Source organism: Solicola agrisoli (genome assembly GCF_049059935.1).
Lineage (GTDB): Bacteria > Actinomycetota > Actinomycetes > Propionibacteriales > Nocardioidaceae > JAURVT01.
On record NZ_JBMGQR010000032.1, the window covers coordinates 12,690 to 38,241 of the forward strand.

General features: G+C 73.2%; 23 protein-coding genes. 14 read left to right on the top strand and 9 right to left on the bottom strand.

Going from position 1 to position 25,552, the window contains the following annotated elements; translation table 11 throughout:
• The first annotated feature begins 13 nt into the window (after nucleotides 1–13).
• The 5 genes from ACI6PP_RS12635 to ACI6PP_RS12655 all read left to right on the top strand — a co-directional run bounded on the left by ACI6PP_RS12635 (nucleotide 14) and on the right by ACI6PP_RS12655 (nucleotide 5,270).
• Nucleotides 14–742 carry a DinB family protein gene (locus ACI6PP_RS12635; RefSeq protein ID WP_421111947.1) on the top strand — a complete coding sequence of 243 codons (729 nt, stop codon included), beginning with the start codon at nucleotides 14–16 and terminating at the stop codon, nucleotides 740–742.
• A gap of 172 nt (nucleotides 743–914) precedes the next feature.
• Entirely contained in the window at nucleotides 915–2,873 is a 1,959-nt protein-coding gene (locus ACI6PP_RS12640) for a putative bifunctional diguanylate cyclase/phosphodiesterase (RefSeq protein WP_421111948.1), read from the top strand.
• The gene (locus ACI6PP_RS12645) at nucleotides 2,870–3,766 is read left to right on the top strand and encodes an ABC transporter substrate-binding protein (protein WP_421111949.1); all 897 of its coding nucleotides are present in this window, start codon (nucleotides 2,870–2,872) and stop codon (nucleotides 3,764–3,766) included. The genes ACI6PP_RS12640 and ACI6PP_RS12645 overlap by 4 nt, the downstream gene beginning before the upstream one ends.
• A gap of 218 nt (nucleotides 3,767–3,984) precedes the next feature.
• Entirely contained in the window at nucleotides 3,985–4,806 is an 822-nt protein-coding gene (locus ACI6PP_RS12650) for a pseudouridine synthase (RefSeq protein ID WP_421111978.1), read from the top strand.
• A 44-nt stretch (nucleotides 4,807–4,850) separates the two neighbouring features.
• Nucleotides 4,851–5,270 (top strand): hypothetical protein, encoded by a 420-nt coding sequence (locus ACI6PP_RS12655; RefSeq protein ID WP_421111950.1) that lies wholly within the window; start codon nucleotides 4,851–4,853, stop codon nucleotides 5,268–5,270.
• On the opposite strand, the gene ACI6PP_RS12660 is transcribed toward ACI6PP_RS12655, so the two are convergent.
• From ACI6PP_RS12660 to ACI6PP_RS12675, 4 genes are all read right to left on the bottom strand, one after another.
• A complete protein-coding gene (locus ACI6PP_RS12660; protein ID WP_421111951.1) occupies nucleotides 5,257–5,889 on the bottom strand; it encodes a Pr6Pr family membrane protein in 633 nt (210 codons plus the stop codon). The genes ACI6PP_RS12655 and ACI6PP_RS12660 overlap by 14 nt on opposite strands.
• 90 nt (nucleotides 5,890–5,979) lie before the next feature.
• A complete protein-coding gene (locus tag ACI6PP_RS12665; RefSeq protein WP_421111952.1) occupies nucleotides 5,980–8,610 on the bottom strand; it encodes a bifunctional diguanylate cyclase/phosphodiesterase in 2,631 nt (876 codons plus the stop codon).
• A 37-nt stretch (nucleotides 8,611–8,647) separates the two neighbouring features.
• Entirely contained in the window at nucleotides 8,648–9,598 is a 951-nt protein-coding gene (locus ACI6PP_RS12670; protein WP_421111953.1) for an endonuclease/exonuclease/phosphatase family protein, read from the bottom strand.
• A gap of 47 nt (nucleotides 9,599–9,645) precedes the next feature.
• Nucleotides 9,646–10,908, bottom strand: coding sequence for a YibE/F family protein (locus ACI6PP_RS12675; RefSeq protein ID WP_421111954.1), 1,263 nt, complete (start codon nucleotides 10,906–10,908; stop codon nucleotides 9,646–9,648).
• Between the two features lie 43 nt (nucleotides 10,909–10,951).
• On the opposite strand from ACI6PP_RS12675, the gene ACI6PP_RS12680 reads away from it, so the two are divergent.
• Both ACI6PP_RS12680 and ACI6PP_RS12685 read left to right on the top strand, forming a co-directional pair.
• The gene (locus ACI6PP_RS12680; RefSeq protein ID WP_421111955.1) at nucleotides 10,952–12,514 is read left to right on the top strand and encodes a Na+/H+ antiporter; all 1,563 of its coding nucleotides are present in this window, start codon (nucleotides 10,952–10,954) and stop codon (nucleotides 12,512–12,514) included.
• The gene (locus ACI6PP_RS12685; RefSeq protein ID WP_421111956.1) at nucleotides 12,511–13,227 is read left to right on the top strand and encodes a (deoxy)nucleoside triphosphate pyrophosphohydrolase; all 717 of its coding nucleotides are present in this window, start codon (nucleotides 12,511–12,513) and stop codon (nucleotides 13,225–13,227) included. The genes ACI6PP_RS12680 and ACI6PP_RS12685 overlap by 4 nt, the downstream gene beginning before the upstream one ends.
• Here the strand turns inward: ACI6PP_RS12685 and ACI6PP_RS12690 are convergent.
• Nucleotides 13,169–15,310, bottom strand: coding sequence for a S9 family peptidase (locus ACI6PP_RS12690; RefSeq protein ID WP_421111957.1), 2,142 nt, complete (start codon nucleotides 15,308–15,310; stop codon nucleotides 13,169–13,171). The genes ACI6PP_RS12685 and ACI6PP_RS12690 overlap by 59 nt on opposite strands.
• A gap of 61 nt (nucleotides 15,311–15,371) precedes the next feature.
• Between ACI6PP_RS12690 and mshB the strand changes: the two genes are divergently transcribed.
• From mshB to ACI6PP_RS12710, 4 genes are read left to right on the top strand one after another with little or no spacing between them, the layout of a single operon-like run.
• Entirely contained in the window at nucleotides 15,372–16,304 is a 933-nt protein-coding gene (gene mshB, locus ACI6PP_RS12695; protein WP_421111958.1) for an N-acetyl-1-D-myo-inositol-2-amino-2-deoxy-alpha-D-glucopyranoside deacetylase, read from the top strand.
• A 5-nt stretch (nucleotides 16,305–16,309) separates the two neighbouring features.
• Entirely contained in the window at nucleotides 16,310–16,693 is a 384-nt protein-coding gene (locus ACI6PP_RS12700) for a hypothetical protein (protein WP_421111959.1), read from the top strand.
• The gene (locus ACI6PP_RS12705) at nucleotides 16,690–17,229 is read left to right on the top strand and encodes a flavin reductase family protein (protein WP_421111960.1); all 540 of its coding nucleotides are present in this window, start codon (nucleotides 16,690–16,692) and stop codon (nucleotides 17,227–17,229) included. The genes ACI6PP_RS12700 and ACI6PP_RS12705 overlap by 4 nt, the downstream gene beginning before the upstream one ends.
• Nucleotides 17,226–18,959, top strand: coding sequence for a VanW family protein (locus tag ACI6PP_RS12710; protein WP_421111961.1), 1,734 nt, complete (start codon nucleotides 17,226–17,228; stop codon nucleotides 18,957–18,959). Before ACI6PP_RS12705 ends, ACI6PP_RS12710 begins: the two co-directional genes overlap by 4 nt.
• Nucleotides 18,960–18,963: 4 nt before the next feature.
• On the opposite strand, the gene ACI6PP_RS12715 is transcribed toward ACI6PP_RS12710, so the two are convergent.
• Nucleotides 18,964–19,917, bottom strand: coding sequence for a GNAT family N-acetyltransferase (locus ACI6PP_RS12715; RefSeq protein ID WP_421111962.1), 954 nt, complete (start codon nucleotides 19,915–19,917; stop codon nucleotides 18,964–18,966).
• 155 nt (nucleotides 19,918–20,072) lie between these two features.
• Between ACI6PP_RS12715 and fdxA the strand changes: the two genes are divergently transcribed.
• A complete protein-coding gene (gene fdxA, locus ACI6PP_RS12720; protein ID WP_421111963.1) occupies nucleotides 20,073–20,399 on the top strand; it encodes a ferredoxin in 327 nt (108 codons plus the stop codon).
• Nucleotides 20,396–21,499, top strand: a complete 1,104-nt coding sequence (dapC, locus tag ACI6PP_RS12725; protein ID WP_421111964.1) for a succinyldiaminopimelate transaminase — start codon at nucleotides 20,396–20,398, stop codon at nucleotides 21,497–21,499. The genes fdxA and dapC overlap by 4 nt, the downstream gene beginning before the upstream one ends.
• Nucleotides 21,500–21,625: 126 nt before the next feature.
• On the opposite strand, the gene ACI6PP_RS12730 is transcribed toward dapC, so the two are convergent.
• The 3 genes from ACI6PP_RS12730 to dapD form a co-directional block, all read right to left on the bottom strand.
• On the bottom strand, nucleotides 21,626–22,603 hold the full coding sequence (locus ACI6PP_RS12730) for an iron-siderophore ABC transporter substrate-binding protein (protein ID WP_421111965.1): 978 nt from the start codon (nucleotides 22,601–22,603) through the stop codon (nucleotides 21,626–21,628).
• A 77-nt stretch (nucleotides 22,604–22,680) separates the two neighbouring features.
• On the bottom strand, nucleotides 22,681–23,631 hold the full coding sequence (locus tag ACI6PP_RS12735) for a VldE C-terminal domain-containing protein (RefSeq protein WP_421111966.1): 951 nt from the start codon (nucleotides 23,629–23,631) through the stop codon (nucleotides 22,681–22,683).
• Complete coding sequence (gene dapD, locus ACI6PP_RS12740) at nucleotides 23,631–24,566, bottom strand: 2,3,4,5-tetrahydropyridine-2,6-dicarboxylate N-succinyltransferase (protein ID WP_421111967.1); 936 nt, start codon at nucleotides 24,564–24,566, stop codon at nucleotides 23,631–23,633. The genes ACI6PP_RS12735 and dapD overlap by 1 nt, the downstream gene beginning before the upstream one ends.
• Nucleotides 24,567–24,695: 129 nt before the next feature.
• On the opposite strand from dapD, the gene ACI6PP_RS12745 reads away from it, so the two are divergent.
• Nucleotides 24,696–25,544, top strand: a complete 849-nt coding sequence (locus ACI6PP_RS12745) for an alpha/beta fold hydrolase (protein ID WP_421111968.1) — start codon at nucleotides 24,696–24,698, stop codon at nucleotides 25,542–25,544.
• Nucleotides 25,545–25,552: the final 8 nt, after the last annotated feature.

Below are 25,552 nucleotides of genomic sequence, written 5' to 3' on the forward strand. Positions count from 1 at the left end.
CCTACGCTGAGCCATGGGCACCGAGCCGCAGGAGTTCAGGGGCCGCGACCTGCGCGGCGCCCGCTTCGTCGACTCCGACCTGTCCGGCGTGACGATGCGCGGCGTGGCGGTGGCCGGCATGGAGGTCGAGTCCCCCTGGCTGTTCGAGGCCGGGGAGCTCACGGTCAACGGGGTCAACGTCGTGGCGTACGTTGACGCCGAGCTCGACCGCCGGTTCCCCGGGCGGGAGCTGCGCGGCGCGACCACGCCCGACGGCATGCGCGAGGCGTGGGCGGCACTTCAGCGCACCTGGGCGGCGACGCTGGACCGGGCCGCGGGCCTGCCGGACGGGACCGTCGACGCGTCCGTCGGCGGCGAGTGGTCGTTCGCGCAGACCCTGCGCCACCTGGTGATGGCCACCGACATGTGGCTGGGACGTGGCGTGCTGCGGCTCGAGCAGCCGTTCCACCCCTTCGGGCTGGCCGACCACAGCATGGCCGAGGACGGCGAGGACATGTCGGTGTTCTCGGCCGACGTCCCGACCTGGTCCGAGGTGCTCGCCGCCCGCGCCGACCGGGTCGCGATGGTCCACGAGTTCCTCGAGACCGTCACCGCCGACGTGCTGGCCGAGGAGCGGCCCAACCCGCACGACCCGGCCCACCCCGAGACCGTCCGGCAGTGCCTCGGGACGATCCTCGAGGAGGAGTGGGAGCACCATCGCTACGCCGTGCGCGACCTCGACGCCCTGGAGTCGCGGCGCTGAGAGGCAGCCCGGACAGGTCCGGGCAAATGCCCCGACGTGGGAGCGGGCATCCCGAAACCGCGGTGAGATGTCTCAGATCACACCGCGCTCGGTCGATCAGGTCCCTGACACCAGAGGGGTCTGGTGCGGTGCGGGGACTCGAGGGGAGAGCGCCATGGCTCGAGGTACCCGCGTGGGACGACGGGCAGGCCGACTGTTCGCGCTCTACACGCTGGCGAGCCTGGTGCCGGTGCTCGTGCTCGGCGGGGTGCTCGTGCACGGGTACGAGGGCGACGGCGAGCGTCACGCACTCGAGCAGGGACGCGCGCAGGCCGAGGTCATCGAGCAGATGGCCGTCGGTCCGGCCCTGAAGGGCGCCGATCCCGCCCTCGACCTCTCCGAGGTGCAGCGGACCGCCCTCTGGTCGGCCACGGACCTCGCGGTCTTCCACGGGTCGGTGGCCCGCCTACGCGTCATCGGGTTCGACGGTCGCATCGCCTTCTCCGACGACGGCACCGCCACGGGTCGCTACGACACCACCTCGCCCGCCTTCACCCGCGCGCTGGAGGGGAGCCCGGTCGCCGAGCTGGTCGCCGGCACCGACGGCAACCCCACCACCATCGGCGTCCTGCAGCCCATCGTCACCGAGGCCACCGGGCAGGCCGTGGGCATCCTCGAGGTCCAGCTGCCGTACCAGGACATCGCCGCGACCGTCGCCGAGAACGAGCGGGCCGCCTTCGTCCGGCTCGGCCTCGGGCTCCTGGCGCTCTACCTCGTGCTCGCGGCGATCTCGTGGTGGACCACCCGCGCCCTGGCCCGCCGGGCCGCCGACCACGAGCACCTGGCCATGCACGACTCCCTGACCGGGCTGCCCAACCGCGCCAAGTTCCAGAGGCTCGCCGCGCACGCGCTCGACGCCAGCTCGCCGACCCGCAAGGGCGGGCTCGTCCTGATCGACCTCAACCGGTTCAAGGAGGTCAACGACACGATGGGCCACCACGCCGGCGACGAGCTGCTGCAGATCATCGGGCGTCGTCTGGCCGGGGCCTTCCGGTCCGACGACGTCGTCGCGCGACTGGGCGGAGACGAGTTCGCCGTCCTGCTGCGCACCGTCCGCGACGAGGACCAGGCCATGACCCTGCTGGAGCGCGCGAGGGAGCGGGTCCGCGCCGACATCGTCCTCGACGGCGTCACGGTGCAGATCGACGCCAGCCTCGGGCTGTGCCTGTTCCCCGACGACGCGGTGACCGTCGAGGAGCTGCTCCAACACGCCGACGCCGCCATGTACGAGGGCAAGCGGGGGCCGTCCAACGTCGTCCGCTACCAGTCGACCACGGCCCGTCCCGACAGCTCGTCGCTGATCCTGCAGCGCGAGATCGCCCAGGCGATCGCCGAGGACCAGCTGTTCCTGGAGTACCAGCCCAAGATCGAGCTCGGGACCGGCGGCGTCGTCGGCGTCGAGGCACTGGTGCGCTGGCAGCACCCGGTGCGGGGACGCGTCGGTCCGGACGCGTTCGTGCCGGTCGCCGAGCGGTCGCAGCAGATCGACCAGCTCACCCGGTGGGTCGTCGACGCGGCGCTGCGCGACTGCGCGTCGTGGCGCGCGCTGGGCGCGGACTGGACGGTCGCGGTCAACGTCTCGGCCCGCAACCTCGGGTCGCCGTCGTTCGTCGAGCAGGTGCTCGGCGCGCTCGCGGCGCACGACGTCCCGCCCGACCAGCTCGTCCTCGAGATCACCGAGACCGCGGTCCCGTTCGACAGCGCCGTGCTCCGCAGCGTCGTGGTGGCGCTGGAGGAGGCTCGTGTCAGGGTCTCGCTGGACGACTTCGGGGCCGGCGTGACGAACCTCGCCCAGCTCCGCACCGTGCCGTTCTCCGAGCTCAAGATCGACCGCCAGTTCGTCGACCGGCTCGACCAGGTCCCCGCCAACGCCGCGATCGTCTCGTCGCTGATCGAGATGGGCCACCGGGTGGGCTGCACCGTCGTCGCGGAGGGCGTCGAGACCGCCGAGGTGGCGGCCTGGCTCGCCGACCGGGGCTGCGACCTCGGCCAGGGGTACCACTGGATGCGTCCGCGTCCGTGGCGCGACGTGCTGGACGACGCTCCCCGGCCGGCGGCCGGTGCCGGCCTCGTCACGAGCGAGTCGTCGTGAGGCGCCGGACGGGCGTGCTGCTCGCGACGGTCGCCCTGGCGGTGGCGGCAGGGGTGAGCGGGTGCGGCGGACGCGCGACGAGCGCGCCGGCCGAGGAGGCCGGCGCACCCTCCGTCGACCAGGCCCTGCGCGGCCGGCTCCCGAGCGCGACCCGCGACCGCGGCGTCCTCGTCGTCGGCACCGACCCGTCCTACGCGCCCATGTCGTCCTTCGGCCGGGACGGCCGCACGATCGTGGGCATGGAGCCCGACCTCGCCGACGACCTCGGCGCCGTCCTCGGCCTCAAGGTGGAGGTCAGGCAGGTGCCGTTCGGCGAGGTGCTGCAGCAGGTGGACGACGGGACCATCGACCTCGGCCTCACCGCCATGACCGACACGCCCGAGCGGGCCCAGCAGGTGGACTTCGTCGACTACTTCACCGCCGGCACCGCCATCCTCGTGCAGCGCGGCAACCCCGGGAGGATCGAGTCGCTCGACGACCTGTGCGGGGAGCCCGTCGCCATCGAGAAGGCCACCGTCCAGGCCGACCTGCTCGAGCGGCAGCAGGCCGGCTGCGGCAGCCGGCCGATCCGCGTCACCGAGTTCCCGACCAACTCCGACGCGCTCCTGCGTCTGCGCACGGGACGCACCACGGCGGTCCTCACCGACCTCCCGCCCGCGGCGCTGCTGGCCAAGGACCGACGCACCCGCGCCTTCTACGAGCTCGCCACCCCCGAGCAGTACGAGCCCGGCCTCTACGGCATCGCGATCGCCAAGGACGACGCCGCGCTGCGGTCGGTGGTCGCCGACGCGCTCGGGCAGCTGATCGACGACGGCCACTACGCCCGCACCCTGCGCCGCTGGGGCCTGACCGCCGGCGCCGTCAAAGAGGTGCAGGTCAACTCCGGCCGTTGACAGATTCCCAGGTATACCTGGGAATCCGCGCCTGCCGCGGAGAACTTCCCGGGTACCGGGACAGGTTCCCGTGCCGAGTGGTGCCAGAGGTGCGGCGGCGCGCGGCCTAGCATCGCCCCGTGCCTCCACGCTCCCCGCTGCCGCAGCGTCACGGCCTGGGGGCGGCCTGGCTGCGGACGCCCGATCGCGACCGTCCGCGTCCGGACCCCTGGCCGACGATGGGCGCGTGGCTGCGCGACCGGCTGCCCGAGCGCGTCGACGTCGCCGGGATGCTCGCCGACGGGCGGTTCGTCTACGCCGACCTCCGCGTGGTGCGCGAGGACGACCCGTACGGCCCGCACACGTTCGTCTGGTTCCACCGCGACCTGCGCGAGGAGGTGGAGGTGCCCGGTGAGCTGCGGGTGGTGCACCGCGACGAGCGGATCGTCGTGGTCGACAAGCCGGCGTTCCTGGCCACCATCCCGCGCGGCAACCACGTGCGGCAGAGCGTCGTGGTGCGTCTGCGCGACGAGCTGGGTCTGCCCGAGCTGTCGCCGCTGCACCGCCTCGACCGCGTGACGTCGGGCCTGCTGATGCTGGCCACCGAGCGACGGTGGCGCGGGCCGTACCAGTCGATGTTCGAGCACCGCGTCGTCCGCAAGACGTACCGCGCGCTGGCGCCGTGGCGCGACGACCTGACGACGCCCGTCACCGTCCGCAACCACGTCCACAAGCCACGTGGGGTCTGGCAGGCCGAGGTGGTGCCGGACGCACCGGTCAACGCGGTGACCGACGTGGAGGTCGAGTCTCGGGTCGGCGACCTCGCCGTCTACCGCCTCACCCCGCACACCGGACGCACCCACCAGCTGCGCCTGCACCTGCACGGACTGGGTGTCCCCATCGTCGACGACCCGCTCTACCCCGAGGTCCTCGACGTCTCGGTCGACGACTTCAGCCGCCCGCTGCAGCTGCTCGCGAGCGAGCTCGCGTTCGCCGACCCCGTCGACGGCGCCGCGCGCGCGTTCGTCAGCACCCGGTCGCTCCCGCTCCCGCCCGCCTGAGCAACCTGCGGACACGGCGTCCGGACCGGTGGGATGCTGCTCCCATGTCGACGACCGTCGTGGTGCGGCTCGCCCTGGGGGCCCTCGTCGTCGCCGGGTCGGTGGCGGCGTGGGAGGTGTTCGTCTTCCTGCTCCTGCCCCTGACGGGTGTGCCCCTGATGATCGGTGGCGCGATGACGATCTGGGCGATGACCAAGGACCGCCCCGGCACCGCCCAGCGGTGGGCCCGACGCACGTCCTACGGGATCGCGACGGTCGGGGCCGTGGCCGCAGCGGTGTACTTCTGGGCGTGGGGCGTGGGCTTCGACTACGCCGACTCGTTCCGTGACGAGCCCCCGCACGTGGCGCTCGCCCTGAGCTGGTCCTACGGCGTGGCCGCGGTCGCGTTCGTCCTGCTCGCGCTGGTCGTCGTCGCCGTGATGCCCCTGCCCGGGCGGCGTCGGCGCGCGCTCACGTCCGGCTGACGGCACCGCCGCGCGCCGCGTCGAGCCGGTTGCCGAGCGAGGCGAGGCCGACGGCCAGCAGCGCGCCGCCGAGCAGGAGCACGACGGAGGTGGCGAGCACCGGCCCGTAGCCGCGGGCGGCGGCGTCGACGAACGGGTAGGGGTAGAAGTCGTCGGCGAGGGGTCCGCGCACGAGCGTGTAGACGAGGTACACCAGCGGGAGGGCGAGCCAGGTCAGCGCTGCGCGGACGTCAATCGGTCGGGTGCGCCGCGACACCAGGAAGTCCGCGACCATCACCACCGGCATCACCTGGTGCACGACCGTGTTCACCCACGGCGCCAGCACGCCGACTCCGACGTCACGCAGCAGCACGGCGAACACCAGTCCCGTGACGGCCATGCAGAACGCGACGGCGCCGCGGAACGCGTCCATCCACGGCGCCCGGGGCGCGACCACGGCGCCGACGACCAGCACCACCACCGAGAGCAGGTTCGACAGGTTGGTGAAGTAGCTCCAGAAGTTGCCCAGGGTGAAGCCCGGGGCGTCCCGAGAGTCCAGGTAGCAGGTCACCAGTGCCGCGACGGCCAGCGCGGCGAACGCGAGGCGCGCCACCCGCAGGGCGACGTCGACAGGTCTCATGGCGCGATCCTCCCACCGAGCGGCGCAAATCGGGCGTCGACTTCCGCGTCAGTCGGCTTCGACGTCGCCCGGTGACGACTCAGCCGGAAGTCAACGGGGGAGGGGCGGCTGGGGGAGGAGGGAGGGGGTGCCGGTCATCAGGGCGAGCAGCTGGTCGGCGGGCAGGGGGCGGGCGTAGAGGAAGCCCTGCGCGGTGTCGCACTGGTACTCGTGGAGGAGGTCGTGCTGCTGCTGGGTCTCGACGCCCTCGGCGACGACGCTGAGCCCGAGCGCCTGGCTCATGCTGAGCACGCCGCGGACGATCGCGCTGCAGCGCGGGTCGGTGCCGAGCCCCGACACGAAGCTGCGGTCGATCTTGAGGATGTCGGTGGGCAGCTCGGTGATGCGCATCAGGCTCGAGTAGCCGGTGCCGAGGTCGTCCAGGGCGATGCGGGCGCCGTCGCGGCGCAGGTCGTTGACGTCGGCCAGCAGCGAGTCGGCGATCAGCGGCGCGTGGGTCTCGGTGAGCTCGAGGACGATCTGGCTCATCGGGACGCCGGCGGCCACCTGCGCCGTGCGCAGCGCCTCGCTGAGGTGGCCGCTCTGCAGCTGCTTGCCCGAGATGTTGATGTGGACGACGGGAGCCTCGGGCCCGAGGGCGTCGAGCCACTGGCGGGCCATCCGCAACGAGAGCGCGAGCACCCGGGTGCCGGCCTCGGTCATCAGCGAGCTCGCCTCGAGGACGTCGAGGAACTCGGCCGGCGACTGCAGCCCGCGCTGCGGGTGGTTCCAGCGCAGGAGGGTCTCGACGGCGACGGTGCGCCCGGTGGCGATGTCGACCACCGGCTGGCCGAACAGCTCGAACTGCTCCTCGGCGAGGGCCCGCTCGAGCTCGGGCAGCAGACGGGCGGTGCGCGCGGCCCGCGCCTGCTCGGGCCACACCAGCGACTCGACGCGGTCGCGGCCGCTGTTCTTGGCGTTCGACATCGCGTGGTCGGCCTGGCGCAGGACGGCCTCGGGGTGCGAGTCGGGCTCGGCCAGGGCGACGCCGATGCTGGCCTGCACGACGACGGGCGTCCCGGCGACGTGGACGGGCTCGGCGAGCGCGGCGCGGACGCGGTCGGCCACCGCCTCGAGGTCGGTGCTGCCGTCCACGCCCTCGCAGACGACGGCGAACTCGTCACCGCCGAGGCGGGCGACGGTGTCGCTCTGGGCGACGCAGCCGGCGATGCGGCCGCCGACGCGGATCAGGAGGTCGTCGCCACCGGACATGCCGAGGGTCTCGTTCAGGCCCTTGAAGCCGTCGATGTCGAGGTAGAGGACGCCGACGCGCGTGGTGCCGCCGGACCGGATCGCGCGGCCCAGGCGGTCGACGAGAAGGGTGCGGTTGGGCAGCCCGGTCAGCTGGTCGTGGAGCGCCTGGCGGGTGAGCGCCTCCTCGGCGGCCTTGCGGGCGGTGATGTCCTCCACCAGGCACAGCAGTGTCACGCCGGCGCCGGACGGATCGGGCACCGTCGACATGGAGACCGACCCCCAGACCGTGTCGCCGGCGGCGTCGACGAACCGCATCTCGGTGCGCGCCGCGGACGAGCGGTCCTCGAGCTGGCCGGCGAGCAGGTACCCGAACGTCGCGTGGTCGCGCTCGTCGACGAGCTCGAGCGGCGTGGTGCCCACGAGCCGGTGCAGCGGCATCCCGGTGAACGCGGCGAGGTCGGCGTTGGCGCGGATGATCGGGCCGGCCGTGCCGTCCTGCACGCGTGACATCAGCATCGAGACCGGCGCGGTCTCGAACGCCGAGCGGAACCGCTCCTCGCTCTCGACGAGCCCGACGGCGAGCCGTGCCTGGGTGTCGCGCTGGAGCGCGAGGACGAGGGTCACCAGGGTGAGCACCGCGATGAACCCCTGCGCGAGCAGGCCCCGGGCGATCACGCTGTCGGCGATGAAGGGTCCGCGTCCGGCCATCGTCGTCAGGACGACCGCCAGCCCCGACACGAGCGCCGACGCGGCGGCCACACCGGTGCTGAACCGCAGGCCGAACCAGACGCACAGGGCGAGCACCGCGAACGAGATGGGCAGCGTGTCGTTGAGCGCGAAGACGGCGCCGTAGCCGATGACGAGCACCGCGCAGGCCGCCACGAACTCCCACCGCAGGTTGCCCGTCGGGACGTCGTCGCAGTCGACCCGCACCAGGCGCAGGGTGGTGGCGACGAGCACGAAGATGCTCACCGCGTTGCGCACCACCCACAGCGGGTACGCCGCGGGCGACTCCTGCGCGAACACCATCAGCAGCGTCGGGCCGACGACGCCGCTGACGATCGAGCCCGCCACGCTGCCGAGCAGCAGCGCCCACAGGTGGCGCGGCGACTCGAGCCGGTGAGCGCCCGACCCGCCGAGCCACACGAACACCACGACCGCCGACAGCGCCAGCACCGCGTTGGCGAGGGCGAAGACGAGCGCGACGCGGACGGGCGCGCCGTCGAGCACCGGGATCACCGTGGTCAGCACGACGATGCCGGCCAGCGCGCCGGCCATCGCGTAGTAGGAGCCCGACCGGTGCTCCCACAGGACCCACAGGAAGCCGACGCCCGCGGCGGGCCACACGAGCGCCAGCTGCGAGCCGTCCAGCAGGGTCATGCGCCCGAGGACGGCCGCGACCGCGAAGGCCACGGCGAACGCCGGCCCCACGAGGATCGCGCGGCCGGGATGCAGCGCTCGCGCGAGTCCCGAGAGGGTCGTCTTCACTGGTGCTCCTCAGCGCCGAAGGGCCAAGGGCCCGGAGTCAACGCTTGTAGGGCAGCCTGATGCTCGCGAAGACGGGATTGTGGTCCGACGGGATCGTACCGACGAACTTGCCCTTGCGGAGGCGAATCGCCTGAGACCACCGCGAGACCGACGTGCCGCGCGACACCCAGACGTAGTCGGCGTGCAGGTACTTGCGGGGCGGCTTGCGGCGCAGCTGGTTGTTCGAGCTGTACGAGGACTTGACCCGCTTGGCGGCCACGTCGTAGCTGTTCACGAAGCCGGACTGCTTGAGCACCTTGGTCGGCGCGTCGCTCGCGTGGTCGCGGTGGGTGTTGAAGTCGCCGGCGACGACGAGCGGCAGCCCCGCGGTGTTGACGGTCCTGGTCTTGGCGACGAGCGTCCTGGTCTGCGCCCGGCGGACGCGGTCACGGGCCGCGGTGTTGCCGTTGACCAGGTGGGCGTTCACCATCATGAACCGGCTGCCGGTGGCTCGGTCGGTCATCTCGCTCCACACCGCGTACTGCTTGCCGCCCAGCGACATCTCGCCGCTGCGGCCCGGCGTCAGGCGGGCGGGCTTGTAGAAGATGTAGCGACCGGTGGTGGAGAGCTGGCGCGTGCCGCGGTCGATCCGGGTCTTGACGATCGTGTAGGGGCCGAGCAGGTTGTCGAGGTCGCGGGCCGGGAACTTGAGCGACGACCCCTTGTGCGGACCGTTGGCCTCCTGGATCGCGAACGCGTCGGCGTTGCCGGTGCGCAGCAGCGAGGCCACCTTCGCGCGCCGCGGCTTCCACGAGCGGAGCGAGTCCTTCTGGACGTTGTAGGTCGCGACCTTGAGGCTCGAGGACGCGGCGCGCTGCTGCGGGACGGGAGCGGCCTGCCCCTGCGACGCGGCGCCGGTGAGGGCGAGCAGGGAGGTCGAGAGCAGGGCGGCGCTGACGAGCGCCGTCGCGCGGACGACCCGGTGGGTTCCGAGAGAGGAATACGACATGGGACGAGAATCTACGCCAATTGGAGTAGTAGCGCCGGACAACCACCTCATCTGGTCGACAGGTGAGACCCGGGCGACCCGTCGCCGGTGACGGCCTCGAGGTCGTCCGTGCCCTCGTCGTGGGTGCCCCTGGGGGCCAGCAGGACGGCGAACGCGGTGGTGATCGGCACCGCGAGCACCAGTCCGATCGCCCCCACCATCGTGCGCGCGATCTCGGCGCCGATCTCCTCGGTGCCGGCCATCTCGAGCAGCGACCGCTGGTAGGCCACGATCAGCAGCAGCACCGTCATCGCCGAGCCCGCGTAGGCGAACACCAGCGTGTAGACGCTGGAGGCGATGTGGTCGCGGCCGATGCGCATCGCCGACGCGAACACGCGCGCCGGGCTGAGGTCGGGGCGCGACGAGCGCAGCTCCCAGACCGCGCTGGCCTGCGTGACCGTGACGTCGTTGAGCACGCCGAGCCCGGCGACGACCATGCTGGCCGCGACCACGCCCGACAGGTCGATCTGGCCGGCGACGGCGAGCAGCGTCTGGTCGTCCTCGCTGCCCAGACCGGTCAGGTGGGCCCAGTTGGTGGCCGCCACGCCGAGCACCGCGGTGATCGCCAGACCGACGACGGTGCCGAACAGCGCGCTGGTGGTGCGGATCGAGACGCCGTGCGCCAGGTACAGCACGACGATCATGATCGCGGTGGACCCGACCACCGCCACCAGGAGCGGGTTCTCGCCGGCCAGCAGCGCGGGCAGGATGAACCGGACGAGCGCGAACAGCGTCACCGCGACGCCGAGCAGGGCGAACAGCCCGCGCCACCGGGCCACCACCACCACGAGCACCGCGAACGCGACCGCGAGCGCCGTGAGCGGCACGCCGCGCTGGAAGTCCAGGAACTCATAGGTCGTCTCGTCCGTGCCGGGCGGGCGCAGCGAGATGATCCGGACGTCGTCGCCGACGGAGAAGCCCTGGCTGTAGACCGCCGGCGTGACCTGCATGCGGGCGGTGCCGCCGTCGTCGAGCGAGGCCGTGACGTCGCCGCAGGCACCCTGCACGGCGGGCAGGCCGTCGGGGCCGACGGACCCGTCGCCGCAGTCGAGGTCCTTGACCCCCGTGACCGTGCCGGTGACGATCCGCACGCCCTGGCCCGAGTACGGGTTGGCCGTGGTCGCGACGTCGTCCCGGTCGGGCCACAGCGTGAAGACGCCCCACGCGGTCGCGAGGCTCAGCACGCCGACGACGACCGCGAGCACCGCTGCGAGCGTGCGGCGCGGGGGACCGGGCTCCGCCACGTCTCCGTGGGCGTGGGAGTGGGGCACGCGCCAAGACTAGGAGAGGCACCCCGGTGCGAGACTGTCGGGCGTGGACGTCGCCCTCACCCTCGTCATGCTCGTCGGCGTGGTGGTCGCCTTCGGGTCGGTCGCGCGCCGCATCGGCGTCGCCGCACCCCTGGTGCTCATCGTCGCGGGCCTGGCGATCTCGTACGCCTCGTTCCTGCCCGACGTGACCCTGACGCCCGACCTGGTGCTCATCGGGCTGCTGCCGCCGCTGCTGTACGCCGCGGCCATCCGCACCCCGCTGATCGACGTCCGTCGCGAGGTGCGCCCGATCCTGGGCCTCTCGGTCGGGCTCGTGCTCCTGACCACCGTCGTCGTCGCGCTCGTCGCCTGGTGGGTGCTGCCGATCCCGCTGGCGGCGGCGTTCGCGATCGGCGCCGTCGTGGCCCCTCCCGACGCGGTCGCGGCCACGTCCATCGCCCGCAAGGTGGGCATGCCGCGGCGGATGGTGACGATCCTGGAGGGCGAGAGCCTGCTCAACGACGCGACCGCCATCGTCACCCTGCGCGCGTCCATCGCCGCGATCGGCGGCGGCCTCACCGTGGCGAGCCTGGGCTGGCAGTTCGTGGTGTCGGGCGTGGGCGGCGTGCTCATCGGCGTCGTCGTCTCGGTCGTGGTCGGCCGCGTCCGCCGCCGGATCGACGACGACCTCACCGACGTCGCCGTCTCGTTCCTCACCCCGTGGGTGGCCTACCTGCCGGCCGAGGAGATCGGCGCGTCCGGCGTCCTCGCGGTCGTGGTCGCCGGCCTGGTGCTCGGCCACCGCGCGCCGCTGATCCAGTCGGCGTCGTCGCGGGTGTTCGAGCGCACGAACTGGGCCACCATCTCGTTCCTGCTCGAGAACACCGTGTTCGTGCTCATCGGCATGCAGGTGCGCACGATCGTGAAGGGGGTCGAGACGAGTGACGTCCCCTACGGCCAGGTGACGCTCGCCGCCGTGCTCGTGCTGCTGACGGTCGTGCTCGTGAGGTTCGTCGGCGTGTTCGCGATGATCTTCGGTCCGCGACTGGTGCCGGCGGTGCGCCGACGTGAGGACCCACCGGACTGGCGCCCGTCGGTCGTCGTCGGCTGGGCCGGCATGCGGGGGGTCGTGACGCTGGCCGCCGCGTTCCTGCTGCCCCAGGACACGCCCGACCGCGAGGTGCTGGTGATGCTCGCGTTCGTGGTGACGGTCGGGACGCTGATGCTGCAGGGGCTGACGCTGCCCCTGCTCGTGCGCGTGCTCGGCATCGAGGGGCCCGACAGCGCCGTCGACCGTCGTGAGGCCGCGGGCGTGCTGGTGCGGGCCACGCAGGCCGGGCTGGACCGCCTCGACGAGCTGGTCACCGAGGACGACGCGCCGGAGGTCGTCGACCGGCTGCGGGCGCAGGCCGCGCAGCGCGCCGAGCGGGCGTCCACCCGTCACACCGCGGACGGTCCGCCGCCCGGGGCGCGCGAGTACGTCCGGCTGCGCGCCGCGATGATCGAGGCCGAGCGCGCCGAGGTGCTGGCCGTCCGGCGCTCGGGCACGGTCGACCAGGCCGTCGTCGCCCACGTGCTCGACATGATCGACGCCGAGGAGACCGTGATCACCAGGCGACGCGGGTGAGACGAACGGTCGTGGGCGTCGCGGTCGTGCACCGCGGCCGCCTGCTCGCCGCCGAGCGGGCGACGGGCGGCTGGGAGCTGCCCGGCGGCAAGGTCGAGCCCGGCGAGAGCGACGCCGACGCCGCACGCCGCGAGCTGCACGAGGAGCTCGAGATCGAGCCGGCGGTGCTCGGTCCGCTGCCGCTCGAGGTGCCGATCTCGGACCACCTGCTGCTGCGCGTCCACGTCGCACGGCTCGACGACGACCTCGACGTCGAGCCCGTGCTCACCGAGCACGCCGACGTCCGGTGGGTCGACGCCGACGGGCTCGACGACGTCGGCTGGCTGCCCGCCGACGAGCCCTTCGTGCCGCTCCTGCGCGCGCTGCTCGACGGGGACCTCGCCGACCGCGCCACCGCGACCTTCGACGACGGCGACGACGCGCAGGGAGTCCTCCACGCCCTCGAGGCCGACGGCGTCGCGGCGACGCTGGCGCGGGAGACGTTCGCCGGCGAGGACGACTCCGAGGACCGTGCGTGGCTGCTGACGGTGCAGGGGGTGGGCGAGGCGGCCGCGCTGCGCGCGCAGGTCGAGACGGTGGAGAACGCCTGGATCGAGCCCCCGCACGACGCACCCGTCGTGGCGGCACCGCCGTTGCCGACGGCGCCGCGACGCCTCAAGCGCCCCGCGGCTCCTGCAGGGCGCGACGCAGGAAGTCCACCTGCAGCAGGCTGAGGTTCTCCGCGACGGTCTCGTCGGACGCCATGTGCGTGACGCCCGTGAGCGGCAGGACGCTGTGCGGACGGCCCGCGGCGAGCAGCGCCGAGGAGAGCCGCAGGGCGTGCGCCACGACGACGTTGTCGTCGACCATGCCGTGCACGATCATCAGCGGACGGTGCACGCCGTCGCGGTCGGCGGCGTCGGTGAGCAGCGAGTTGCGGTCGTAGACGTCGGGCTGCTCGTCGGGGTGGCCGAGGTAGCGCTCGGTGTAGAAGGTGTCGTAGAGCCGCCAGTCGGTGACGGGGGCTCCCGCGACGGCCGCGTGGAACACGTCGGGCCGGCGCAGCACCGCCAGCGCCGAGAGGTAGCCGCCGTACGACCAGCCGGCGATGCCGACGCGCGAGGTGTCGACGTCGTCGGGGAACCGCTCGGCGACGGCGGCGAGCGCGTCGACCTGGTCCTGCAGGGTGACGCCGGCGAAGTCGTCGCGGATGGTGCGCTCCCACGCGCGGCCGCGGGCGGGCGTGCCGCGGCCGTCGGACACGACGACGCAGAAGCCCTGGTCGGCGAGCCACTGCGGCTCGAGGAACATGCGTCCCGACGCCAGCACGCGCTGGGCGTGCGGCCCGCCGTAGGGGTCCATCAGCACCGGGAGCCGGGTCGAGCCGCGGGCGTGGTCGCGGGGGAACAGCACGGCGGTGCGCAGGGCGTGCTCGCCGGCGTGCACCATCTCGACGCGGGGAGCGTCGCCGGCCTCGGCCTGGCGCGAGGAGATCTCGGCCACCTGGGCGCCGCCGCGCAGCACCAGGGTGCGCGTGCGGGTGGAGTCGAGCGGCGACCGCGAGACGACCGTCGTGCCGCCGGAGGACGAGCCGCCGTGGACGGCGGTGCCCTCGCTGAGGCGGGTGCTGGTGCCGTCCCAGGCGATGCGCACCAGGTGCACCTCGGTGGGCTCGACCGAGCCCGACACCAGGACGCCGTCGTCGTCGGCGCCGAGGACGTCGCGCACGTGCAGGTCGGCGGGCCCGACGGGCTCGCCGTCGACGTGGACGCGGCGGACGTCGTCGTGCGGCTCGGCGGTGAGCAGCCGTCCGCCGGCCGCGAGCGTGGGCACGCCGCCCACGAGGTCGACCCACACGTCGTCGTGCTGCTCGCGCAGCACGGTGGTCTCGCCGCTGGCGACGTCGACCGACAGGACGAGGGCCGTGCGCTGGTCGCGGCTCATCACCTGGACGACGGGGGCGCCGTGGCGCGTCCACGACACGCGGGTGAGGTAGGGGAAGCCCATCCAGTCCCAGGCCACCTGGACGCGGCTGCCGTCGAGGCCGATCACCCAGAGGCTGACCTCGGCGTCGGCCGTGCCGGCCGCGGGGTAGCGGTGCGGGACGGGCGCGGCCGCGGGGTCAGCCGGGTCGGCGACGTGCCAGACCCCGACGGGGGCCTCGTCGTAGCGCTCGACGAGCAGGGAGTCGCCGTCGGGCGCCCACCAGAACCCGCGGAAGCGGTTCATCTCCTCGGCGGCGACGAACTCGGCCTGGCCCCACACCACGGTGTCGGAGTCGGGCGTGACGAGTGGGCGCTCGAGGTCGCCGTCGACGCCGATGACGCGCAGCGCGCCCTCGGACGCGTAGGCGACGTTGGTGCCGGTGGGGTCGACGCGGGGGTCGATCACCGCGCCGACGGTGGGCAGCGCACGGGCCTGGCCCTCGCCGTCGAGCGGCGCGACCCAGACCTGGCCCGACAGGGCGAACGCGGCCACGCGCGACTGCGCGTCGGTGGACCACCCGACGATGCCGGCGCCGGCCTCGCGGCTGCGCTCGCGCCGGGCGCGCTCCTCGGGCGACAGCTGCTCGCCGTCGGTGCCCAGCAGCACGGCGGGGTCGGCGACCAGGCGCTCCTCGCCGGTCTCGACGTCGAGCTGCCAGAGCGCGCCGGTGCTCGACGTGCCCGACTCCGTGCGCAGGAACGCGACCCGCGTGCCGTCGGCGCTGATGCCCGCCTGGCGGGGGATCCCGAGGGTGAAGCGCTGGGTGCGCGCGCGCAGGCGAGGATAGGAGTCGGCCTGCTCCGCGGTGGTCTGCTCGGCGTCCGTGGTCATGGCAGCACTCTAGGGGCCCACCGCGACACCCCTGTCGGACGCCGCGCCTAGGCTGGAGGTCATGACCACGACCCCCGCCCGCCGGCTGCTCCTCGTCCACGCACACCCCGACGACGAGACCATCGGCAACGGCGCGACGATGGCGCGCTACGTCAGCGAGGGCGTGGGCGTCACGCTCGTCACCTGCACCCTCGGCGAGATGGGCGAGGTGCTCGTCCCCGAGCTGGAGCACCTGCTGTTCGAGCGCGACGGCGGGCTCGGTCAGCACCGCATCGGCGAGCTGGCCGACGCGATGAAGGTCCTCGGGGTCACCGACCACCGCTTCCTCGGCGGCGCCGGCCGCTTCCACGACTCCGGCATGTCGTGGGCCGAGGACGGCTCGGCCACCGTCGCCGCCGACGTGCAGCCCAACGCGTTCTGGCTCGCCGACCTGCAGGTCGCCGCCGACGAGCTGGTGCCCGTCATCCGCGAGGTGCGCCCGCAGGTGCTCGTCACCTACGACGACTTCGGCGGCTACGGCCACCCCGACCACGTCCAGGCGCACCGCGTCGCCACCTACGCCGCCGCTCTCGCGGCCGTCCCGTCGTACCGCCCCGACCTCGGCGAGGCGTGGGACGTCGCCAAGCACTACTGGACGGCGATGTCGGCCACCTGGATGCGCGAGGGCCTGCGGGCGCTGCGCGCCGCCGGCGACACCACGACGTTCGAGGGCATGGACCCCGACGGCCCGATGCCCCGGATGGTCGCCGAGGACGACGCGCTCGACGCGATGGTCGACGGCACCGCGTTCGTCGACGCCAAGCTCGACGCGATGCGCGCCCACCCCACCCAGATCGCCGTCGACGGCCCGTTCTTCGCGCTGAGCAACAACGTCGGCAGCCGGGCCTGGGGGCGTGAGTTCTACCGCCTCGCCAAGGGCGAGCGCGGGCCCGTCGACCCCGAGACCGGCTTCGAGAGCGACCTGTTCGCCGGTCTCGACGTCGCCGCCGACTGAGCCGCGTGCGTCGCCTGCTCGTCCCCGTCGCGCTCGTCGCCGCCGGGCTCCTCACCGGCCTGATGGCGGTGGTCGCCCACCGTCACGCCGTGGTGGTCGCCTCGCTCGTCGTGCCTTGGGGCCTGGTCCTCGTGCTGGTCACGCTCTACGCGTGCACGCGCGCGGCCGCGGAGCTCGGCGGGCCGCGCACGGGTGCGTTCTCGTTCGGGGCGGGCTTCGTCGTCGCGCTGCTGCTGGCCTACCGGCCGCGCGCCGCGGGCGACTACCTCGTCGCCGGCGACCTGCGCGGGTACGGCCTGCTGGTGGGCGGCGTCCTGGTGGTCGGGGCCGGGGTCCTGCGGGGCCTGTCGGCACCCGCCCGCGGGGCGCCGCCTAGCGTGGCACCGTGACCGCCCCCCTCGACGACGCCGCCTTCCGGGCCGCCCTCGGACGCTTCGCGAGCGGCGTCACCGTGGTGTCCACCGTGCACGAGGGCGTCGACCACGCCATGACGGCGAGCGCGTTCTGCTCGGTCTCGATGGACCCGCCGCTGGTGCTCGTCTGCGTCGACCGCACCAACCGTCTGCACGACGCCCTGCTCGCCTCGGGCACCTGGGGCGTGTCGATCCTGTCCGACACGGCGCAGGACTCCGCCACCTGGTTCGCGCGCCGGGGACGTCCGCTCGAGGGCCAGTTCGACGTCGCACCGCACCACCGGGGAGAGGCCACCGGCACCTGCCTGCTCGACGAGGCGCAGGCCTGGCTCGAGTGCCGCACCTGGCGCACCCACGACGCCGGAGACCACACCGTCGTCATCGGCGAGGTGCTGCGAGCGGCGTCACGCGAGCCCGATCCGTCACCGCTGCTGTACTACCGTTCGCACTACGGATCGCTCGTGCGGTCCACCGCGAGCGAGAAGAACCGACGCCCGATGGGTAGCGCATGACGACGAAGACCACCACCGCCGATCCGCACGCCAGGAAGGACCGACGGGGCACGCTGCTGGCCTCGGCCGGGGTGCTGGTGCTCGTCGGGGGGCTCTACGTCGGCGCGCACTACCTGATCGGCGACCGGCTGCCGGTGGGCACGAAGGTCGCGGGCGTCGCCGTCGGCGGCAAGTCGCCGGCCGAGGCCCGCAGCATCCTCACCGAGCGGCTCGACGAGCGCTCCCAGGCCCCGGTCGAGCTCGTCAGCGGCGACCAGGAGTTCTCGGTGGAGCCCGCGGACGCCGGGCTGAGCCTCGACCTCGACGCCACGATCGCGCGGGCCGGCGGCGGCTCGTCGTGGAACCCCGTGCGCATGGTCCGCGCCGTCGTGGGCAGCGCCGAGGTCGACGCCGTCGTCGAGACCGACGACGCCAAGCTCGAGGGCAGCGTGGCGACCATCGCCGACGCCGTCGACACCGCGGCCGTCGAGCCGCAGATCACCTTCAAGGACCGCGAGCCCGAGGTGCGCGACCCCGCCGACGGCGTCTCGGTCGAGCGTGAGGAGGCGGCCCGCCTGATCCAGGAGCGGTACCTGTCCGAGGGGGCGGCGGACGCCCAGCCCCTCGAGGTCCCCACCCGCACCCTGTCGCCGACCGTCGACAGCGAGGCCGTCGATGCCGAGCTCGAGAGCTACGCCACGCCCGCGATGGAGGGTCCGGTCACCGTCGTCGTCGGCGCCGACCAGGTGCCGCTGCCCGTGCGCGCGTACGCGTCCGCGCTGACGATCGCCGTCCAGGACGGCGAGCTGGTGCCCACCGTCGATCCCGAGAAGCTGGCCGACGGCCTCGAGGCGGCCACCGAGTCGATCGGGCAGAAGGCCCGCGACGCCACCGTCGAGCTGCGCGGCGGCACGCCCACCGTCGTGCCGGCCCAGGACGGCATCGGCGTCGACCCCCAGGCCGTCGCCACCGCGCTCGTGCCCGTGCTCGACAAGACCGGCGACGCCCGCCGGATCAGCCTGTCGACCACCGTCACCAAGCCGTCGTTCACCACCGCGCAGGCGCAGGCCCTCGGCGTCAAGGAGCAGGTCAGCACCTTCAGCACCCGCTTCCCGTACGCCGAGTACCGCAACGTCAACCAGAGCCGCGCCGCGGCGCTCATCGACGGCACCCTGATCAAGCCCGGCGAGACCTTCAGCTTCAACGACACCGTCGGCGAGCGCACCGCCGCCAACGGCTTCACCACCGGCTCGATCATCGCCGACGGCGTGTTCCGCGAGGAGCTCGGCGGCGGCGTCTCCCAGGTGGTCACCACCACCTACAACGCGGGCTTCTTCGCCGGCCTCGAGGACGTCGAGCACAAGCCGCACAGCTTCTACATCAGCCGTTACCCGGTGGGCCGCGAGGCCACCGTCGCGTGGCCGTCGGTCGACCTGAAGATCAAGAACGACACCAAGTACGGCGTGCTCATCTCGGCGAACGTCAAGAAGAGCAGCCCGGGCAGCCAGGGCGTCACCACGGTCTCGATGTACAGCACCAAGACGTGGGACGTCACCGCCGGCGTGAGCGGGCGCACCAACCTACGTCAGGGCGGCACCCGCGCCGACTCCAGCGACCGCTGCGTGCCGCAGCAGGGCGTCACCGGCTTCGACGTGACAGTGTACCGGTACTTCGCGCAGAACGGCAAGCGGGTCAAGACCGAGTCGATCCCGGCTCGCTACAACGCGGCCGACACCGTCATCTGCAAGTAGCCCCTCACGCCCGGGGCGGCGAGAGATAGCGGTAGTCGTGGTGGTCCACGAACCCGTACCCGGCGTACAGCGCGATCGCGGCGGTGTTGGGTCGCATGGTCTGCAGGTAGGCCTTGTCGGCGCCGCGGTCCGACGCCCACCGCAGCGACGCCTCGACGACGGCGCGTCCGAGCCCGCCGCGACGCAGTGCGGGGGAGACCTCCACGGCCGACAGCCCCGCCCACTCGCCCGTCACGACGACGCGCCCCACCGCCTGCAGCGCGCCGGCGTCGTCACGCACGGAGACGAAGCCCGTGGTGGGCGGGCCAGTCAGCACGGCGCGGACGACGTCGCCGTCGGCGCCCGCGGCGCGGTGGTAGGCCGCGGCCCAGTCGTCGGTGAGGTGCTCGTCGACGACGACACCCCGACGCGCCTCGCCGCAGGCGGCGAGCGCCTCGGCGAGCACCGCCACCTGCACGACCGCGCCCGGGTTGGCGTCGGGCAGCGGAGCCCAGCCGGCCGCCTCGAACGTGCGCTCCCACCCCGACCCGACGACGACCTGCGCGCGTGCCGGCAGGTCGCGGGCGGCGTAGTAGGCCTGGACGCGGGCGAGCGCGTCGCTCGCTCCGGTGCCGGGGTCGCCGTGCACGGCGACCGAGTTCGCCCGGCCGGTGAACCCGCCGGCCGCGCGCAGGAGCCAGTCGCCCAGGGGCTCGGACTCCAGCGGCGGCCACCCGCGCGTCGCGACGCGGGTGAGGTCGTCGGCGCTCGTCGTCAGCGGGTCGCGCGTGCGGCGTGGGGCGTCGGGCACGACGCGGACGCCGACGACGTCGCCCAGCACCACCGCGACCACCTGCCCGTCGCGCCGCTCGACGTCCGCGGACGTCTGCGTGACGCGGAGCACGCGGCCCACCACGTCGGTGAGCGCGGGACCGCCGCTCGGGCCGCGCTCGCCCGGCACGACGGCGCGCACGGTCACGCGTCGGCCCACGTCGTCAGGACCCAGACGGGGCGGGTGCGGCGCGGCGGCGACCATTAGGCGGACCTCAGTTCGGCGGTGTCGTGCTGGACCCCGATACTAGGGACGTCGGGTGCGATGGAGCCCGACTGCCGTTTCGCTGAGGAGGAGAGCTCGTGACCTACGTCATCGCGCAGCCCTGTGTGGACCTGAAGGACCGGGCGTGTGTCGACGAATGTCCGGTCGACTGCATCTACGAGGGGAAGCGGATGCTCTACATCCACCCCGACGAGTGCGTCGACTGCGGCGCGTGCGAGCCGGTGTGCCCCGTCGAGGCGATCTTCTACGAGGACGACACGCCCGAGGAGTGGAAGGAGTACTACACGGCCAACGTGGACTTCTTCGACGACCTCGGCTCGCCCGGTGGTGCCGCCAAGCTCGGCGAGATCGACAAGGACCACCCGATGATCGCGGCGCTGCCGCCGCAGAACACCGAGGAGTGAGCCGGCGGCTCGTCTCGACGCGGCTGCCGGACTTCCCCTGGGACTCCCTGGCGGCCGCGCGCGAGCGTGCCGCCGCCCACGAGGGCGGGCTCGTCGACCTGTCGGTGGGCACGCCCGTCGACCCGACGCCGGCGCTCGTCCGCGACGCGCTGACGGCCGCCTCCGACGCGCCGGGCTACCCCACGACGATCGGCACACCGGCCCTCCGCCGGGCCTTCCTGGGCTGGCTGGAGCGGCGCTTCGACGTCACCGGCCTCGACGTCGGCCAGGTGCTGCCGTCGATCGGCTCCAAGGAGCTGATCGGCAGCCTCGCGCTGCACCTGGGCCTGGGGCCCGGTGACACGATCGTCGTCCCCGAGCTGGCCTACCCGACGTACGCGGTGGGTGCGGCGCTGGTCGGGGCCGACGTCGTCGTCGACGACGCGCCCGACCGTCGCGACGGCCCGGCGCCCGCGCTGGTCTGGGTCAACTCCCCGGCCAACCCGCACGGCGCCGTGCTGCCCCCCGAGCGTCTGCGCGAGCTGGTGCGGTGGGCGCGCGAGCACGACGTGCTGCTCGTCAGCGACGAGTGCTACCTGGAGTTCGGGTGGACCGGGGAGCGCCCCGCCTCGGTGCTGCAGCCGGACGTCAACGGCGGCTCGGTCGAGGGGCTGCTCGCGGTGCACTCGCTGTCGAAGCGGTCGAACCTGGCCGGCTACCGCGGCGCGTTCGTCGTCGGCGACGCCGCCGTCGTCGCCGAGCTGCTCGAGGTGCGCAAGAACCTCGGCCTGCAGATGCCCGCGCCCCAGCAGGCCGCGTGCGTCGCGGCCCTGGACGACGACGCCCACGTCGACGAGCAGCGCGCCCGCTACCGGTCGCGACGCGAACGGCTGCGCCCGGCGCTGGAGTCGGCCGGCTTCACCATCGACCACTCCGAGGGCTCGCTGTACCTGTGGGCCACCCGCGACGAGCCCTGCCGCGACACCGTCGCCTGGCTCGCCGAGCGCGGCGTCCTCGTCGCCCCCGGCGACTTCTACGGCGAGGCCGGCGCCCGCCACGTCCGCGTCGCCCTCACCGCCACCGACGAGCGCATCGACGCCGCCGTCTCCCGCCTCACCTGAGGCCCCCGACGCTCGTCCCACCCGACGCTCGTTTACCAGGAGACCGTGGTGAACGGTCGCGGACCACGGCAACTTCGCCATGGTCCGCGACCGTCTACCAGGAGAACCTGGTAAACGACCCGTGCGTCAGGAGGCGAGCTTGCTGGCGAGGATCGGGGGGACGGACTCGAGGGCGGCGCCGATGGACAGCACGGTGTTGGTGGAGAAGGCGAGCGAGGTCGCGTCGTCGAAGGTCACCAGGTGGCCGTCGCGGACCGAGGGCACCTGGGCCAGCAGCTCGTCGGAGGTGACGGCGGAGTTCTCGACGCCGATGGTGGTGATGACGGTGAGGTCGGCGTCGAGCAGGTCGAGCTGCTCGCGCGAGACGTCGATGGAGAACGAGTCGCCGGCGAGCTCGGCGATCTCGGGCTTGTCGATGAAGCCGAGGGCCGTCAGAAACTGCACACGGCTGTCGCGGGCGACGTAGGCGCCGTAGCCCTCGCTCGTCAGGGCACCCACCACGGCGGTCTTGCCCTTGAACTGCGGGTACTCCGCGGCGGTGGCGGTGAACTCGTCCTTGGTGTCCGCGACGAGCTGCTCGCCCTTCTCGGAGACGCCGAGCGCCGCGGACACGAGGTCGACCTGGTCCTCCCACGAGGTGTTGTACTGCTCGCCGCCCTCCTTGATCGACACGGTCGGGGCGATCTTGGCCAGCGCGTCGTAGCGCTCCTTGGTGCCGGCCGACTTGGTGTCGAGGATGAGGTCGGGCTTCAGGGCGGCGACCTTCTCGAGCTCGGGCTCGAGGGTGCCGATCAGCTCGGGCGCCTCGTCGTACATGCCCTCGGCCCACGGGCCGACGCCCTCGCCGCCGAACGCGAGCCAATCGCTCGCGCCGACGGGCTGGACGCCCAGCGCCAGCGCCGTCTCGGCGTCGCCCCAGCCGAGGGCGACGACGCGCGTCGGCTTCTCGTCCAGGGTCACCTCGCCGAAGGCGGTGTCGACCGAGATCGCCGCCGAGCCGTCAACGGACGACGACTCCTCGGCGGACGAGCCGCCGCAGCCGGCGGTGACGAGGACGCCGGCGAGGGCGAGGGCGATGAGGGCGAGGGGGCGGCGCAGGCGCACGGACGTCTCCTGGGAGCGGGGGAATGCAGGCGAGGCTAGCCTAAGTTACCCGTGTCGGGCGTCGTGGACCGGGTGTCTCAGGCGACGTCGACGTGGACGTGGTCGCGGTGCGCGAGCACGTCGGGATCGCCGGCGCGGTCGGGCACGCGGTAGTCGCGCCAGCCCTCGTCGGAGCGACGGGCGGTCCAGATCCGGGCGTCGTAGATGACGGTCCTGACGCCCAGCTGGCGGGCGTTGGCGACGACGTACTGCGCCAGCGCCCAGCCCGAGCGAAGGCTGTCGGCGTCGACGGGGCGGAAGAAGAAGTCGACGGCGCGGCCCTCGTAGTGGGCCGATCCCTCGATGTGGCCGGTGTCGACGCCGCCCGGGGCGTACCCGCCGGTGCTCTGCTCGCCGAACGCCTTCTCGACGAACGCGAGCACCTCGGCGGCGCGGGGCGTCAGGCCGTCTGCTCCCTCGGGCGCCCCGTCGGACTCAGGTGAGCGCACCTGGCAGCTGAAGGCGGCCGGGCTGTTGCCCGAGAGCGCCGACGCGAGGACGCGCGCGTCCTCCTCGTGGTCGGCGTAGGCGGTGGCGAAGGCTGAGCGCTGGACGGCCTGCGCCGCCTCGGTGACCTCCAGCTCGGTGTAGCCGTCGACCTTCTGCAGGCCGTCGAAGAACTTCCCGATCGAGTAGCGCGGGTTCATGATCTGCGCGGCGGTGCCCCAGCCCTGGCTCGGTCGCTGCTGGAACAGGCCGACGGAGTCGCGGTCGCCGTAGTCGATGTTGCGGATCTTCGACTCCTGGTACGCCGTCGCGATGCCGATCGTCGTGGCCCGCGCGGGCATCCCGCGGCGGGTGGCCGTGGCCGCGATCAGCGACGCGAACTTGGCCTGCTCGGGGTCCAGCTCGACGAACGTGCCGTCGACGGTCGCCCCGCAGGTCTCCGAGCGCGCGAACGGGATCTTGTCCGTGCTGCGGACGGCCAGCACCACCGCGCCGACGGTGACCGCGGTGGCCAGCCCGGCGACCAGCCACCGGGGGCGCATCAGTTGGCGTGCAGGACGCTGTTGAGCTCGACGCCGGTCGCGCCGCCGCGGGGGCGTGCCTCGACGGCCCCGGTCTGGCTGTTGGTGAGGAACAGCAGGTCGTCCCGGCCGGACAGCTCGAGCGCCTTGACCACGGCGCCGTCGGGCAGCAGCACCTTGGTGCCGGCGGTGACGTAGGTGCCGGCCGCGACCACGCAGCCGTCGCCGAGGGAGATGCCGATGCCGGCGTTGGCGCCGATCAGGCAGTTCTCGCCGACGCTGACCACCTGCTTGCCGCCACCGGACAGGGTGCCCATGATCGACGCGCCGCCGCCGACGTCGGAGCCGACGCCCACCACCACGCCGGCCGAGATGCGGCCCTCGACCATCGCGTTGCCGAGCGTGCCGGCGTTGAAGTTGACGAAGCCCTCGTGCATGACGGTGGTGCCCTCGGCCAGGTGGGCGCCGAGGCGGACGCGGTCGGCGTCACCGATGCGCACACCGGTGGGGAGCACGTAGTCGGTCATGCGGGGGAACTTGTCGATGCTGGTGACCGCGACGTGGTGCCCGGCGGCACGGGCGCGGGCGCGCGTGGCCTCGAAGCCCTCGACGGCGCACGGCCCGATCGACGTCCAGACGACGTTGGTGAGCAGGCCGAACAGGCCGTCGAGATTCAGCCCGTGGGGCTTGACCAGCCGGTGCGACAGCAGGTGCAGGCGCAGGTACGCGTCGTACGCGTCGGCCGGGGGAGCGGCGAGGTCGTCGATCACGGTGCGGACGACCGCGCGGCGCACCTGGCGCACCGGGTCGTCGCCCTCGATGCCGGTCAGGACCTCGGGCTCGGAGGCACCGTCGTCGGCGCCGAGGGCGGGGTAGGGGTACCAGACGTCGAGGACGGCGCCGTCGAGCGTGACGGTCGCGACGCCGTAGGCCCAGGCGGAGGTCGGTGCGCTCATGGGCGCAACGGTATCGAGGGAGGACAACACCGTCGTGGTCGCGTCCGCGCTCGGCGTGCGGTCGTGCGAGGTCGTGCCTACGTTCGTGGTTGAAACGCGAACGACCCATCTCGAGGATTGGAAGCGCACATGCCCTTCGTCAACGTCGGCACCGACGGCAGCACCCCGGTCGAGATCCACTACGAGGACTTCGGCAGCGGATCGCCCGTCGTCCTGATCCACGGCTGGCCCCTCAGCGGTCGCTCGTGGGAGAACCAGGTCCCCGCGCTGATCGAGGCGGGCCACCGCGTCATCACCATCGACCGCCGCGGCTTCGGCAAGTCCTCGCAGCCCTGGAACGGCTACGACTACGACACGTTCACCGCCGACCTCGACGTCGTGCTCAAGCAGCTCGACGTCACCGGAGCCACCCTGGTCGGCTTCTCGATGGGCGGCGGCGAGGTGGCGCGGTACGTCGCCACGTTCGGCACCGAGCGCGTCGCCAAGGCCGTCTTCGCCGCGGCCGTCCCGCCCTACCTGTACAAGTCCGACGACAACCCGGACGGCGGCCTCGACGACGAGACCATCGCGGGCTTCAAGGGTGGCGTCACCGGCGACCGGATCGCGTTCCTCGAGGACTTCACCAAGAACTTCTTCGACGCCGGCAACGGCTCGGAGGCGCTCGTCCCGGAGCCGACGCGCCTGTACAACCGGGCGATCGCCGAGTTCGCCTCGCCCAAGGGCACGCTCGACTGCATCACCGCCTTCGGCACCACGGACTTCCGTCCCGACGTGCAGAAGGTCGCGGACACGGGCATCCCCGTCCTGGTCATCCACGGTGACTCCGACGCCGTCGTGCCCTTCGAGGTCTCCGGCAAGCGCACCCACGAGTCCATCCCGGGCAGCGAGCTCAAGGTGATCGCCGGCGGCCCGCACGGCATCAACGCCACGCACCCGCAGGAGTTCAACGACGCGCTGATCACCTTCCTCGCGAAGTGATCCTCCGC